At 33.3% G+C, this 15,032-nt stretch carries 12 protein-coding genes and 1 pseudogene; 1 reads left to right on the top strand and 12 read right to left on the bottom strand.

From position 1 onward, the window contains the following. From AABL85_RS13950 to nagB, 5 genes and pseudogenes are all read right to left on the bottom strand, one after another. Window positions 1-652: pseudogene (locus AABL85_RS13950) on the bottom strand (hypothetical protein); the annotation flags it as partial. 852 nt (window positions 653-1,504) lie between these two features. Beyond that, the gene (locus AABL85_RS13945; protein ID WP_341310513.1) at window positions 1,505-1,966 is read right to left on the bottom strand and encodes a hypothetical protein; all 462 of its coding nucleotides are present in this window, start codon (window positions 1,964-1,966) and stop codon (window positions 1,505-1,507) included. 659 nt (window positions 1,967-2,625) lie between these two features. Beyond that, window positions 2,626-4,665: a S8 family serine peptidase gene (locus AABL85_RS13940; RefSeq protein ID WP_341310512.1), complete on the bottom strand. Its 2,040-nt coding sequence runs from the start codon at window positions 4,663-4,665 to the stop codon at window positions 2,626-2,628. An 817-nt stretch (window positions 4,666-5,482) separates the two neighbouring features. Beyond that, window positions 5,483-6,499, bottom strand: a complete 1,017-nt coding sequence (gene galE / locus AABL85_RS13935) for a UDP-glucose 4-epimerase GalE (protein ID WP_341310511.1) — start codon at window positions 6,497-6,499, stop codon at window positions 5,483-5,485. 540 nt (window positions 6,500-7,039) lie between these two features. After that, the gene (nagB, locus tag AABL85_RS13930) at window positions 7,040-7,840 is read right to left on the bottom strand and encodes a glucosamine-6-phosphate deaminase (protein ID WP_341310510.1); all 801 of its coding nucleotides are present in this window, start codon (window positions 7,838-7,840) and stop codon (window positions 7,040-7,042) included. Between the two features lie 412 nt (window positions 7,841-8,252). On the opposite strand from nagB, the gene AABL85_RS13925 reads away from it, so the two are divergent. After that, window positions 8,253-8,612, top strand: coding sequence for an adenylyltransferase/cytidyltransferase family protein (locus AABL85_RS13925; RefSeq protein WP_341310509.1), 360 nt, complete (start codon window positions 8,253-8,255; stop codon window positions 8,610-8,612). 201 nt (window positions 8,613-8,813) lie between these two features. Here AABL85_RS13925 and AABL85_RS13920 read toward each other — a convergent pair whose 3' ends face one another. From AABL85_RS13920 to AABL85_RS13890, 7 genes are all read right to left on the bottom strand, one after another. Next, complete coding sequence (locus AABL85_RS13920; protein WP_341310508.1) at window positions 8,814-9,950, bottom strand: DegT/DnrJ/EryC1/StrS family aminotransferase; 1,137 nt, start codon at window positions 9,948-9,950, stop codon at window positions 8,814-8,816. A gap of 46 nt (window positions 9,951-9,996) precedes the next feature. Continuing rightward, on the bottom strand, window positions 9,997-10,482 hold the full coding sequence (locus AABL85_RS13915; protein WP_341310507.1) for a hypothetical protein: 486 nt from the start codon (window positions 10,480-10,482) through the stop codon (window positions 9,997-9,999). Between the two features lie 177 nt (window positions 10,483-10,659). Next, window positions 10,660-11,670: an ATP-grasp domain-containing protein gene (locus tag AABL85_RS13910; protein WP_341310506.1), complete on the bottom strand. Its 1,011-nt coding sequence runs from the start codon at window positions 11,668-11,670 to the stop codon at window positions 10,660-10,662. Window position 11,671: 1 nt separating this feature from the next. After that, the gene (locus AABL85_RS13905; RefSeq protein ID WP_341310505.1) at window positions 11,672-12,223 is read right to left on the bottom strand and encodes a GNAT family protein; all 552 of its coding nucleotides are present in this window, start codon (window positions 12,221-12,223) and stop codon (window positions 11,672-11,674) included. Further along, window positions 12,201-12,809, bottom strand: coding sequence for a sugar transferase (locus tag AABL85_RS13900; protein WP_341310504.1), 609 nt, complete (start codon window positions 12,807-12,809; stop codon window positions 12,201-12,203). Before AABL85_RS13900 ends, AABL85_RS13905 begins: the two co-directional genes overlap by 23 nt. Next, window positions 12,802-13,968 carry a glycosyltransferase family 4 protein gene (locus AABL85_RS13895; protein WP_341310503.1) on the bottom strand — a complete coding sequence of 389 codons (1,167 nt, stop codon included), beginning with the start codon at window positions 13,966-13,968 and terminating at the stop codon, window positions 12,802-12,804. The genes AABL85_RS13900 and AABL85_RS13895 overlap by 8 nt, the downstream gene beginning before the upstream one ends. Beyond that, entirely contained in the window at window positions 13,955-15,031 is a 1,077-nt protein-coding gene (locus tag AABL85_RS13890; RefSeq protein ID WP_341310502.1) for a glycosyltransferase, read from the bottom strand. Before AABL85_RS13890 ends, AABL85_RS13895 begins: the two co-directional genes overlap by 14 nt. Window position 15,032: the final 1 nt, after the last annotated feature.

Raw genomic sequence — 15,032 nt, 5'->3', positions numbered from 1 at the left:
AATCTGACCAGTCGATATAGTTTACCTTTCCATCTTTTAAATAAAAGAATTGATTCTTGTCTTTGTCATAACCAACATTACCAAAATCTCCTTCTAGTTTATTGATGATATTCTCTATAAACTCCTGGTTGTTTGTGATATTCTCTACAAACTCAATGTTATCTCCAAGTTTTGTTATAAACTCCTTGTTCTCTACAAGTTTTGTTACAAACTCACTGTTCTCTGTAAGGTTAGTAACAAATACGCTGTTCTTAGCGATATCCTTAATCTCTAATTCAACTTTATTATTTTCGGTATCTGTAATAACTAATCTTTCTTGATCCTCACTAATTGTAAAAGATTTATTAGTGGTATCTGTAAAAGTAGCTCCTGACATTAATGGAGTCCACTTATTTTCAAACCAATAATAAAAACCAGCTTTTAAATTACTTGACCCTATATTATATACAAGCAAACTTTCTATTAGCTTTCCTTTTACAGTAGTATTATCTGTCTGACTTAATAAATTTACTCTAGGTAATAAAACCCCTTTATCAGTAGCAGTTACATCTAACATTGTTGCATCTGCAGGTTTTTTTGTTCCAACCCCAACTTGAGCAGTAACATAACCACTGAAGAAAAGTGCTGTTAATGGAATAATTTTCTTAATCATAATTTTACTTTTTTCTTATGAATTACTTCTTCATAACTAACTTTTGTAAAATTACACATAATACATTATTATTAATAATAAGTATTTTTTTTAGCAGAAAAAACAAAATAAAACCCCAAAACAAAAATTAATACTCAAAAAAAACCATTAATTAACAAATTAACTCTATTTATAAATATTATAAATAACTCAGTTTGGTAAGTCTTCTAAAAAACAAAAATCACATATTGTCAAACACAAACTAATATTGTTTTTGTTATACCGTCCATAATCACACAAGGTGATTTATTGCACTTTGTAGGGATTTTACATTTTCTACAATAGATTTTTTGTTGTTTTTAGAGTCAAAAACTACTCTGGATCTATTTTTTCGTCGTATTAGCATGATTATATACTTTTTTTAACACAAAAAAAACAGCCATTTTGGATTATGTTCTTTTGATAATCATACATTCTCATATTAAGAATAATAACATAATAACTTAGTGCTAAAAGAGAAAAAAAGTAAAATAAACCTATTTTTATTTGAGTCTATGTTACTTACTGATTGTTAAGAATAATCTAATATCTCTTATTAATAGTTCTGTATTTAATTTAAAACAAGCTTTTAGTATAACTCTAATTCCCCTTGTTTTTAAAAAGCAAGAGTCTAATATTTGAGTGGTATAAACTACCGTTTTTATTGAATTGTAGACCTCATACTTCTTCTATAAATTAGGGATACTCTTTTTTATATAGGTATCGCTATTTGTATACTCCTGCGTAATATCTAGCGGTTATCTGCATATCTAATTTACCTTACTTGGTGCATAAAAAAAGAGTCTACCCCATATAGAGCAGACTCTTTTATCTCTAATCACAATCATCATGTTTATGCTTGTGCTTATATTTTTTATTGTGTTTATTTTTATACTTATTACTCTTTTTATAGTGATGGTCTCTTTTGTGATCATAAGGGTGATAATGTCTATAATGATAATCACCTGTATTCCATTTCTCACGTTGTTCTACAGTTAAGATATCGCCTATTTGTATTCTGATTTCTTTATATAACTCATCTCTTTTGCGGTCTAATTCATATTCCTTATAATGTTTAGAACTAGCCCAATGATTATATCTTCTTTCATAATCACTCTGATACGCTTTGATCTTTCTCCATTGGCTATCTTTTAAGCCTAAGGTAGACACATCATCATACACTAGAGATACTAATCCCCCCAGATTAATACCGATACTAGTACTACTCACTTTAGTCTGAGCACTAGCGAAAGAGGCCATAAGTATAAAAGCCCCTAAAATTACTTTCTTTTTCATATTGCTAACTGTTTTACTTTCAAACTATTATTTTGTTAGTAAGGCAAAATACCACTTGAAAACAAGGCAATATTCAAACTATATCCTCTATTCTTAAAAAGTACATAACAAATGAAACAAAATACCGCAATATTTCAAAAACTATTCACTAAATATTAACTATTCTATCATACTTTATTTTATTGTTTATAGAGCTGAATTATCTCTAAAAAATACTGCCTTTAAAAAAGAATAGTTCCTTTAAAACACAATTCAATCTAAATAAAATACAAAAACTTACATTATTAACTATAAAACATTTAATTATAAATATTCTTTAACACAAATACACGCTAAAAAACTAAATTTACATCAAATAATATTCTAATCATTAAAATTAATTTTCATAATTGTTCTTACACTCTTTACTTTACCTATTACAAAGCGTTAGAATATTGAAATAAAGATGGAATGAATGCCTTTAATAATTTTGATAACACTCAACCTAATTGAGTTTCCATACGATTTTTCTAATCATAATTACCAAAAGGCAGGCATCCATTGCTTTTAAAAAAGTACTTCTTTAACCTACTACTAATACTTGTTTTTACGATAAGTGAAGTAAAAACAAAAAAGCACGAAGGTTCGCCTTCGTGCTTTTACTATATATTACTATCTTCTTATCTTTTAGCGATGCGAACAGTCTTAGAGAGATTGTCTGCTTTTACCTCTACCACATAGATATTAGAATTAAGACTTGCCATATTGATACTCACTTTTTCTTGTTGTACAGTCTCAGAACTACTTAGTACTAAACGTCCATTCATATCGTACACCTTCATATCGACCACCTTGCCATTGTATGTTTCATCTAAAGACACATATAGATGATCCACCACAGGATTAGGCCATAACCTCACCACTTGCTTTGTCTCTACTTTACTTTCCTGAAGGTCGTCAAACTCCCCTACAGTACTGATTAGTGAATATTCCTGCTTACCTGCATCTAATTTTCCTTTATGAGTGACCTCGATTACATACGTTCCAGGCTCCACATCGTATAATTCTATCTTTTCAATATTATCTACATCATTAACTCCTTGGATTGCTCTAAGGTCGTTAAAATCCTTATTTAGCTTCCACGGATAATAAGTATCCTTCCCTTTTCTAACCACTACATCTAGATCATTGACAAGGTCACCATTATTTCTTTTATAGTTCTCATCTGAGTTTTGATACGTTACAACACCAGGAGCATCTGTCCAGGCCAAGGTTACCACCATCTTACTCATCTTTTCACTTACTTGGATTTCGTGTGTATATTTTTGTTGCTCTCTAAGTTCATTCTCCAAGATATAAGTACTGCGCTTATCTTTTGCCCCTAGCATGACATCCACACCAGCCTTAGCATTAATCACTCCCCAACCAAACAAATGATCAGGTCCCGCAGCACGACCTGCCTCATCAGCCGTATGTGCCATTAAGGCGCGCAAGGTAGCCGATTTAAAAGGCATATTTGTACTAGAAGCGTGAATAGCCCATTCTTGCCATAGGGTAAACACTCCACTGACAGCAGGAGCAGCCATTGATGTACCATCACTATAAGCATATAGACTCGTCTCAGCCGCCCCATATAAAGGACTTGGATTGCGATAAGCAGCTGATAATACATCTACCCCTTTAGCCGAAATATCAGGCTTTATCCTAAAGTCATTAGTAGGCCCTTGACTACTAAAGCTGGCTAGTATCACATCAGAAGGCCCAGTATATTGAGCGACCTGTTCTACAGCAGCTACTACCACAGCATTTTTAGATACAGAAGAATCATTTAACAAATCACAATTACAGTTTTCCTTTTGACTCCCACCATAAACGTTATAGTGAAACTCCCCATCATTCCCTGCTGCTATCACAGGCTGATAATAAGGAAACAAATAAGCTACCCGGTCAAATTCTCTACTGTGCTCAGAATAAGCCCCAAAATTCTTCACCAAACTAGGCTCATTTAAATATCCATAATCATCGAAGTAGTTATACCCATAAGAATGATTAGTCACTAAAATCCCTCCAGAGGCCATTTGCCCCATCTTGCGATAATCGTTATTCCATGAATAACTCACTAGTTTTGCCTTAGGAGCGATTCCTTGAGCTTTGTTATTATATCCTAGCCCGACCATCGTTGCTCCTACATGAGTAGCATGAAAACGACTCTTTTGATGCCCTTTAGCATTATATGTAGTCAGAGTAGGTACAGACTCTCCTAAGGTTACTCTCGAGGTTGTATTAGAAGTAGTTGTATAAAACTCTTGATGCGTATCTAATAGAGGAAGTCCGTCGATGATCCCAACTGTCATTCCTTCTCCTTCTAGGTCTTGATTAACGCCAACCTCCTTTTGGATACCATTCACCCTAGCTGTTAGTCTAGAACCATAGTTCAGAGTGGACTTATAAAGTAGAATCCCATTAGCATCTATCCCACTAAGTTCAAAGTAGTTTCCTCTAGCATTCACCCCACTTGTTGGTACATTCCTTTTCTCAGCCTCCAGAAAAGCCTCCTGTTTATTTTTAGCTGCTTTGGTAGTATATGCATTGATTTCTCTAGTCGCTTTATCTAAATCATAAGTAGCCCTCACCGCATTACGAGTAGAGATTGTCTGCCCATAATGATCATAAACCCCTAAACACAATAGTGCAAAACCTGTTACTATTATTTTTCTCATAGTTTCTATACCTAATACGGGCTAAAATTAACAATTTATTCTTATCTAGCAGGCTGATTTATGTATTTTATTTATATTTATTCTAAACTAATAAAGGAATTCAAATATTTATCAAAGGATATCTCCTTAGTTATATTGTAAAAAATAAAAACCTCTCTTATAAAAGAAAGGTTTTTTATTATGGTAAGGTAAAAGGTTATTTATTTTTTTGGGAAAATATAAATAAGAGTGATTAATAAATTACAAAATGCCAAATATATTAACATCATAAATACAATTACACTTCTATTTGAGACAAAATAAATATTTTAAGTCAAAAAACACTCATTTTTCAACTTAGTTATTTGGCTTTACTATACTCCGCACGGATTGCAAATTCGCGCGAACTGGTGGACGTGATGTACGCATCCTATGCTCACTGGCTATCAATCGTAATTTTTAATTCTTAATTCCATGAAAGAACCACCCCACCCTACGGGCACCCCTCCTAAGGAGGGGAATACTAGTATCGCATAGGCATACTGAACGGGGTATGTGTTGTGTTTGGATGTATGTAATACACCCCTAACGTTGTGTGTCGAATGGACGTGATTTTTAATTCGTAATTCCCCGAAGGGAAAGCCATTCGTAATTCCCCTAGATTGTCTATAAAAAAGAAAACCCACCAAAAGGTGGGCTCTTATAAAAAAGCAATAGAGTTTTTTATAAGCGATAGTAAAAGGGCAAATTGTTAAAAATTGTTTTTACTTCTCTATTGCTGTATTAATATTATTCTATTTTATTAATGTTAGAATCTATTCCCCCTCCCGTAGAGTGGTTAACGATTACGCACCTTCTGTTCCCATTTCCAAGCACTGTCTAGTGCCTCTTCTAATGACAACTCCGTCTTCCAACCCAGTACTTCATTCGCTTTGGTAGTAGAAGCATAAGCCTGAGTAATATCACCTTCTCTTCTAGCTACGATTTTATAAGGAAGCTTAACACCAGATACCTTTTCAAAAGCCTGAATAATTTCCATTACAGAAGACCCTTTCCCAGTCCCTACATTAAAGACCTCTACCTTCTCTACATTCTTCTCTTTTATCAATCTATCCAGTGCAGTCACGTGCGCTTTGGCCAAATCCACCACATGGATATAGTCTCGTATACAAGTACCATCAGGCGTATTATAATCATCCCCAAATACAGACAACTCCTGACGCAACCCAATAGCGGTTTGTGTAATAAACGGGATCAAATTCTGAGGTACTCCATTAGGCAATTCCCCAATTAAAGTTGAAGCATGTGCTCCTATAGGATTAAAATAACGCAATAACACCGCACTTATATTACTTACACGAGTCACATCTGTGATAATATCCTCCCCTATTTGCTTTGTATTTCCATAAGGAGACATAGCCTTTTGTACTGGAGCCTGTTCTGTAATCGGCATCACAGCCGCTTGTCCATACACTGTACATGAAGAACTAAAGATAAAATGACTCTTCTCTTTCTTATCTAATTCCTTTAATAAATTTAACAATGGAACGATATTATTCTCATAATACATTAAAGGTTTCTCCACGCTCTCACCTACAGCCTTTGAAGCCGCGAAGTGAATTACTCCTGTAATATCCTTATAATCTGCAAAAAGTTTACTCACTCCAGCACCATCTCGTAGATCCAACTCCACAAATGCAGGACGTATTTGGGTAATCCCTTCGATACCATCTAGTACCTCCATAGAAGAATTAGACAAATCATCTGCGATAACTACCTCATACCCTTGTTGCTGTAATTCTACTACTGTATGAGACCCTATAAATCCCAATCCTCCGGTAACTAATATTTTCATCTTTTTTACAGTTTATTTCTTTCTTTAACCATCAAAGATAGTCTTTTTACCTTTTTTAACAATATCAAAATGTCGAAACTATCTTTTTTTTGAGTCAACACCTCTTTTGAGAGAACAGGAATCTTTATCTTTAATTAAGAATTAGGGACCACCCCTACTGCCGTAGGCAAACATTAATTCGTAATTATTAATTTGAAATTCGTAATTAAATATAGACGTCTACTACATAGAAATGAAAAAGCCATTGTCCTAAGACAACAGCTTCTCTATATTTTTGTTATAACAGATTTATAATCCTTGATAAATATACCCCTATGCCTGAAAGGCAATAATTCGTAATTCCTTGAAGGGAAAGCATTCGTAATTCTCAAAAAGGATGGGTTCCTTCGTTACACTCAGGATGACATACGGCACGGACAATCGGTGTGGTAGACGCAAGGTGCTGCGTCTCTACTGTCAAATGGATATACATACCCTATGCCCGTAGGGCAAACATTCGTAATTCCTAATTTGAAATTCGTAATTCCCCGAAGGGGACACCTATTCATTTCTAGACAACAGCGATGCCGCTTCATTATCCAAGATATACTCTACATGAGCTAGCTTTTGTAAGAAAGTAGCAGGTATATCAGCAGATATTTCTCCTTCTAATGCTTTTTTTATAATCTCCGCCTTGCGTTGGCTTAGCGCCATTAAGATTACCTCCTTCGCCTGCGTGATCGTTTGTACCCCCATTGTGATTGCCTGTGTAGGTACTTTATCCTTCCCTCCGAAGTCGTCCTTCGCATCCTCACGGGTGATATCATTCAGCGTTACCAGACGCGTTCTAGACTCTAGTATAGCACCAGGTTCATTGAATCCAATATGACCTGTACGTCCGATACCTAACAACTGCAAGTCAAGCCCTCCAAAGTCCACAATCTTCTTTTCATATAGATCACAGTACGCCTGTATGCCCTCTAGCGATAAAGTCCCATCTGGGATATGTACATGCTTTGGGTCAATATCGATATGATTAAACAGATTACTCTTCATAAACGACACATAACTCTGGTCATCTATCGGCAAGATTGGATAATACTCATCCAGGTTAAAGGTAGTCACATTTCTAAAGCTCAATCCCTCGTCCTTGTGTAAGCGTATTAACTCTTTATACACCCCTTTTGGAGTAGATCCCGTTGCCAATCCGATAATCGCACGGTCTCCCTTATTTTGTTTTTCTTTTATAATTCTCGCGATGCGTTCCGCTACATAAGCAGAAGCAATATCTTTATCCTCATATACTTTTATAGCCTCCCCTCTGCTATATGTAATTTCTTGCGTTTTAAATAATTCGCTCATCTATCTTTTTCCTTAACAACAATAAACAATTTTATTTCCTCCAAAATCCTATATCTTTTCCTAAAATATAGCAACAACAAAAACACCTCTATATAGGTGTTTCCATCTTATTGGAGTAATTTGATTCTGTAAATATAATCATTTATCCCTTGTAATGTCCATCACATTGGGTGAATATCTTGTTTTTTTGAGTAAAATAACGATACAGAATGTATACCCTAATAAATTGAAACAAGAAGCTACACTAAAAGAATTAGAAATTTATAATCGAATTATTTACCTACGGCATCAGCCATGTATATCACGTTTATTTGACACACAATACACATTATCAAATACACTAAGGGAACAAATAGATAGAAATACAAAAAAAGCAGTAAGTTTGCACCACAACAAAACAAAGTCTATAATTATGAAAATAGGAATAACCTTTAGTCCCTTTGATCATTTACATGCAGGTTATGTCAAAATGCTTGAAGAAGCCAAAAAACAATGTGATTACCTAATCGTAGGATTACAGACTAATCCACATACAGATCAAAACTATAAAGGACTTAAATCACAGACCTTAGTAGAGCGATACATCCAACTCAAAGGGTGTAAATACGTAGATGAGATCGTACCTTATATTACAGAACAAGACCTAGAAGATATTATGCGCTCTTACCAAATCGATGTTCGCGTCATCGGAGAAGAATATAAAGGTAAAGACTTTACTGCCAAACGCTATTGTTTAGAGAAGGGAATAGAGATCTATTATAATAAAAGATAATCTTTGCTTTTTGTCGTTTTGTATTTTCGTGTTTTTGCTTTTTATAAGCCTACTTTCTTTTACAAAACTACAGAAAAACAGAATAACAAAAACACAAAAAAGCTGTTATCTAAGACAACAGCTTTTCTATATACTTTCAGTTTTATTCTTCTGCAACTTTCAAAATCACAAAAAAACAAAACTGTCACTTCACAAAATCACCTATTTAAAGAACGCTTTCACTGCTACAGCAATACGCTCTCTTTCTTCCTCTGTTAGATTACTTCCAGAAGGTAAGCACAATCCACAGTCAAATAAATACTCTGCTACTTGTCCTCCATAATATGGCGCATTTTCAAAGATAGGTTGCATATGCATCGGTTTCCACAATGGACGAGTCTCGATATTCTCTTCTAATAACGCCAAACGCAATTGCTCTCTATTCTTACCTGCTACAGCCTCATCGATCGTAATACAGCTCAACCAATGGTTAGAGAAGAAATCAGCCGTAGGCTCTACAAATACCGTTACTCCTGCGATGTCTTTAAACAACTCTTGGTAGAATTGATTATTCGCACGACGAGCTGCGATGCGGTCATTTAATACCTCCATCTGTCCACGTCCAATCCCCGCTACGATATTACTCATACGGTAGTTATACCCAATATGGGAATGTTGGTAGTGAGGTGCATTATCACGTGCTTGCGTAGATAAGAACACAGTGTGTTCTTTGTGCTCTTTAGTTTGAGATACCAGAGCTCCCCCACCCGAAGTGGTGATAATCTTATTTCCATTAAAGCTTAATGCAGCTAGCTCACCGAATGTACCACATTGACGACCTTTGTACGTACTTCCCAATCCTTCTGCAGCATCTTCTAGTACAGGAACTTCGTATTTCTTAGCCACAGCCATAATCTCATCCATTTTAGCAGGCATTCCGTATAAATGTACTGGTACGATTGCTTTTGGTTTTTTACCTGTTGCTATTGTACGTGCCTTAATCGCTTCTTCTAGTGCTACCGGACACATATTCCATGTATCTGCCTCACTATCTACGAACACAGGTTTTGCACCTAAATATGCGATTGGGTTAGCAGATGCAGAGAACGTCATCGTTTGACAGATTACTTCGTCTCCTGCCTCTACTCCAAGGTTAATTAATCCCATGTGTAAAGCGGCTGTACCAGCGCTTAAAGCCGCTACTTGCACTCCTTCTCCTAAGAAAGACTCTAAGTCTTCTTCGAATCCGTTTACATTAGGTCCTAGTGGAGCCACCCAGTTCGTATCAAAAGCCTCATGTATATATTTCAGCTCTTGTCCCCCCATATGAGGAGAAGATAACCAAATTTTTGATTTCATTATATCGTAGTTTTTTATTCTTTTTTGAATGGTTAAAGGTACTAATTTATCGAAGTCCTTCGTTTTTAAATGCAGACATTTTTACATATCTATAGTTATCAAAGGGATTAGGTAATCTATCTACTACTTTTACGTTCTTTCCTATCCCCCCACCTATGATATTAATTACTTTTGTATCCGCAGTAATCTCTACTTTATATTTAGATCTTTTCCAAAAGACATCGCGTACTTCTGTTTCTATTTCATACTCTCCATAGTCTAATCTCAAGATAAAGAATTCTCCCAATTCTGTAGTTGGCGCAGACTTACCGTTTAATTTTAAATTAACCATCGTAGCCAGCATAAGAGTATAATCCGGAATAAAATAACCTCCATTATAGAATAGCACCCTACCATTTCCAAGCTCTGACTCTACTATCCCTTTTGATCTTTCGTAGAATATCTCATATTCACTTGTTACTGGTTTAACACCAACACAGGAAGTAAATACTCCACTTAACAAGCCTAAGAAAATTATATTTCTTTTAATCATAGTTGTGTTCTTATTCATAAGAATTCTAATACTTACTAGTACTAACCTTCGTTAGTAAGTAATACGGCTCGTTAAAAGTAAACATTTCTGAAATATAACAATGACTTAAATTAGGGAGACTATTCTTTTCTTTAGGGAATAAAAATACCACTCCTAAGGAGTGGTACATATAATAAACTAATTCACTTTTAGCAATCTATCACATTTTGAAAACATGACTTTATCAGTATAATTATTTTGTTTTTCTATTCCTTTATTTCCTTCCATCCAACTAATATAAGCAGCGGCTGTATTCATACCTGCTTCATGAGAAAAAGGATATCCTCCTCCAAAACGAGGGTTAAGTTCTAAAACATATAACTCTCCATTATATTCAAAAACATCACAATCTAAATTACCTATATGTCTTAAATTCTCTCCAATAGCTTTTCCAACTTTCTCAAATCTCTCATCAATTATAGAAATTGCTTTATCCGTTTCACCAGAACGCATTGATAATTTTTGACGTACAAATGTCCCTTGATAATTACTAGAGAAATCATTTAATACATCCATTCCATACTCAGCACCAGCTATTTTCTCTTGAATTAAAATTGCATGATCAAAGTCTTCCTTACTAGCTTCAGCTAATATAGTTCTACTTAATCTAATTTTTTGCAATTTATAAGCTAATTCTAGTTCTTCTAAATCTTCAGGAAAATCAATACCTATAGAAGCACTTCCCCAACGAGGTTTTATAACTAAAGGAAATTGTAACTCACCTGATACAATAGCTTCTTTAGCTAGATTAAAATCAATATATGTCTTTGGAGACTTCAATCCTATTGAATTCAAAAACTTTACAGTTTCCCATTTATCAAAAGCTACTTTAATCGCATCCTCATTTGACACAACAATTTTTACTCCTGTCTCTTCTAAATTACCTTTCACTGCTGAAAGAATAGGTAACTCTAAATCATTTAAAGAAATAACCAAATCAATTCGATTCTCTTTTATAATCTTTTTTAAAGAAGGTATATAATCCTCAGAATAAATTGCTGGTACCTGAATTGCTACATCAGCATCCACTAATGCAGGTGCTGTTAATTGCATATCAGTCGCAAATACCTTTCCTTTTCCTTGTAGAGCCTCTTTAAAATAATTAATTAAATAATTACGACGCCCCGCACATGTAAATAATATATTCATACTAAAACACTAATCTAATATCTTTATTGCAATATTTTTCTTTCTCCCAGTCCTTTCTCAATAATCCATATACACATCTATCAATCAATTTCCCTCCTTTAAATTTATGAGATCGTAATGTCCCTTCTAACTCAAATCCTAGACCTAAATACAATTTATTCGCTCTTTCGTTAAATTCATTTGTATATAAATATACTTTATTAATATTATAATTTACAAATGCCCAATTAATAGTAAACTCAGTACACATCTTCCCGTATCCTTTTCCTTGAATCTCAGGATTTACCATAATATAAAATTCTACTAACTGATTTTGTAAATCTAATGATGTCAAACCTGCCATAGCAATACATTCAGTACTATTTCTAAAAACTAAATCTATACGAGTATTATTAGAAACAATACGCTCATACCAATTTTTAGTCTCTTGAACTGTTATTGGATACTGCATATTCATATACTGATAGACATCCGGGTGGTTAAGCCACTTAACTCTTTCCAAAATATCGTCTACATTAATTTTACTAACACTAATTTTGTTCTCTTTTTTCATCAATTAATTTTTTTACTGGTTGTAAACTAATATCCTTTGAACCTAAAACCTTCCCAATAGTTTTAATCAGTATTTTTATATCTAGTAATAAAGACATATTATCTACATAATAAACATCCAATTCAAACTTACGTTTCCAAGAAATAGCATTACGACCATTAACTTGTGCCCAACCTGTAATACCTGGTCTCACTTCATGTCTTCTTTTTTCAAAAGTATCATATAATTTCAAATAACTAACTAATAGTGGTCTAGGCCCTATTAAACTCATATCTCCTTTTAAAACATTAATCAACTGAGGGATCTCATCTAATGAGGTTTTACGGACAAAAGATCCTATAGCTGTTAAACGTTCTGCATCAGGTAATAATTCACCTTCAAGACCCTTCTTATCATTCATTGACTTAAATTTAATAATCTTAAAAATACGTTCTCCTTTCCCTGGCCTCTCTTGAAAGAAAAAAGGTTTTCCTTGATTAGCAAAAAACAAACTTAGCATAACAAATATAAATATAGGACTTAGTAAAAGAAGCCCTACTAAAGCTGCTAAAAAATCAAATAATCTTTTAAAAAAACACTTATACATCTAAATTCTTTTCTTTTATTAAATAGTTATATTCCTCTACTAGTGCATCCCACACCACTTGTTGTTCATAACGTTCTAAAATCATTTTTCGACTATTTTTTCTCAATAAACTATAATACTGCTTATCTTCAATTAACTTTATCATGCTAACTGAAATAGCTTCTATATCTTTAACAGGAATAATGATACCATTTTTACCATCTATAATAATTTCATTACAACCATTAATATCTGTTACAATACTTGGTAGGTTCATAGCACCAGCTTGCATTACTACGTTAGGAAAACCTTCCCTATAACTTGGAAAAACTAACGCATCAGATATTGCAAAATAAGGTCGTACATCTTTTTGAAATCCAACACTAATAATATCTACATTATTTTCAATAGTCTTAATTGTTTTAATTTTTAAAGGATCTAAAGTTTCTTCTAGAGGCCCCACAAATAATAATTTTACAAGTTTAGTTTTACTAATTCTTTCAAAAGCTTCTACCAATTCATTTATTCCTTTATCTCCAACCAATCGCCCAACGAATACAAAAACAAAATGATTTTCATCAATACCTAAACTACCTCTAAGATTTAATAATTCACTTTCATCTAAAATATTTCTATCAAAATACTGTAAATTAATTCCATTTACATTACCATTAGCTAATACTTTTAATGGTTTCTTAGTTATATTATAGGTAACTAAATCATTTTTAACCCCATTACCTTCAGGATACACATTAGTAGCGGCCCAACATAACAATTGATCCATCTTAATTAATAATTTCTGCATTAAACCTACTCGAGTAGGAAAAATCAAACCTGTAAACGTATGCATACGTATAGGTACACCTGTTACTTTACCAGCTAACATAGTTAACAATCCTGCTTTGGGTGTTATAGAATGAACAACTAAAGGTCTCTCTCTCTTAAATATTTTAATAAGTTTAATCAAAGATATTAAATCTTTAAGAGGAGAAATCCTTCTTTCCATATTTACATCAATGATCTGCACACCTTCACGCTGTTTAACCTCCTCTAATTTTTCATTATACCCTGAAAGTGCTATAATTTCAAAAAAAGTATTTAAAAATTTCAATTGTCCTTTTAATAAACCATTTAAGGATTGAGGTACCGTCGAAGTCCTAATTATCTTATATCTTTCCATATAGATTGATAAGTTTATTTACTGTATTATTAATACTATATCTCTCTGCTTTCTCGACACAAGCCTTTGAAATTAATTGATAATACTCTTCATTCTCTAATTTCAAAATTTTATCCATTAAGTCTATTTCATTTCCTTTTTTAAACAAAACTCCTCCTCCACTTACAACTTTATCTAAACCTTTAACTTGTGATGCTATAACTGGCTTCCCTACTCCCATCGCTTCAACAGCAACTAATCCGAAACCTTCCCAATGAGAACTAAGAACCACTACATCTACCATTTTCATCAAACTATAGACATCATTTCTAATTCCCAAAAGTTTAATTCGATCCCTTAGTTTTAATGATTCAATCAAAAATTCTAATTGTTCTCTTCGTTCACCATCTCCAACTAAAATCAATTTATAACGATCTGGTAGAAGCGAAATACATCGAATCAATGTATCCTGATCCTTTTCTCTTCGAAAACCAGCAACCATTAAAATCAATTTATCTTCATTAGTATAGCCAAAACTATCACGAGAAGAAACAATTGATTTGTGAATACTTTTAAGATTTATACCATTTTCTATTATAGTTAATTTATATTCATCTATTTTCAATTTTGTTTGTAATTCTAACTTTACTTCTAGAGTTATACACACAACTTTGTCATAAAAAAAATACATTAATTTCTCTATAAACCTTAATTTTTTATTCTGTAATCTTCTATTAGAAGTACTATGCTCCGTAAAAATAAGTTTGCATTTAGAAAAACTCAATATTTTAGCTATGACTACATAATATTGAGCTGGAAATAAATGGACATGTACAATATCATACCTTCTAAGTATTGGTATCAACTTAAAAATACTAATAGGATTATATACAGATTTTTTATTCAAATTATAGATTCTATTCTCACCCATGTTGACCACTTCTTCATACAACACAGTGACTCTTGAATTTAAAAGAGCTATATCAACGATAATATTTTTCTCTTTAAAAATAGGCAAAGATTCTACAAGCATTTTTTCAGCCCCACCTAAAGACAAGCTATCTATTACATGTAATATTTTCATA

The organism is Myroides odoratimimus (genome assembly GCF_038039805.1).
Lineage (GTDB): Bacteria > Bacteroidota > Bacteroidia > Flavobacteriales > Flavobacteriaceae > Flavobacterium > Flavobacterium odoratimimum_B.
Note: the sequence above shows the minus strand (reverse complement) of the source record. Positions and strands in the feature narration are given on the sequence as shown.

Coding starts and splice junctions, on each gene's coding strand:
- galE (WP_341310511.1), bottom strand. CDS start 6,499: ATGAAAATATTAGTTACCGGAGGATTGGGATTTATAGGGTCTCATACA.
- AABL85_RS13905 (WP_341310505.1), bottom strand. CDS start 12,223: ATGAAAAAAGAGAACAAAATTAGTGTTAGTAAAATTAATGTAGACGAT.
- AABL85_RS13900 (WP_341310504.1), bottom strand. CDS start 12,809: ATGTATAAGTGTTTTTTTAAAAGATTATTTGATTTTTTAGCAGCTTTA.
- AABL85_RS13920 (WP_341310508.1), bottom strand. CDS start 9,950: ATGAAATCAAAAATTTGGTTATCTTCTCCTCATATGGGGGGACAAGAG.
- AABL85_RS13925 (WP_341310509.1), top strand. CDS start 8,253: ATGAAAATAGGAATAACCTTTAGTCCCTTTGATCATTTACATGCAGGT.
- AABL85_RS13910 (WP_341310506.1), bottom strand. CDS start 11,670: ATGAATATATTATTTACATGTGCGGGGCGTCGTAATTATTTAATTAAT.
- AABL85_RS13915 (WP_341310507.1), bottom strand. CDS start 10,482: ATGATTAAAAGAAATATAATTTTCTTAGGCTTGTTAAGTGGAGTATTT.
- AABL85_RS13940 (WP_341310512.1), bottom strand. CDS start 4,665: ATGAGAAAAATAATAGTAACAGGTTTTGCACTATTGTGTTTAGGGGTT.
- AABL85_RS13890 (WP_341310502.1), bottom strand. CDS start 15,031: ATGAAAATATTACATGTAATAGATAGCTTGTCTTTAGGTGGGGCTGAA.
- AABL85_RS13945 (WP_341310513.1), bottom strand. CDS start 1,966: ATGAAAAAGAAAGTAATTTTAGGGGCTTTTATACTTATGGCCTCTTTC.
- AABL85_RS13895 (WP_341310503.1), bottom strand. CDS start 13,968: ATGGAAAGATATAAGATAATTAGGACTTCGACGGTACCTCAATCCTTA.
- nagB (WP_341310510.1), bottom strand. CDS start 7,840: ATGAGCGAATTATTTAAAACGCAAGAAATTACATATAGCAGAGGGGAG.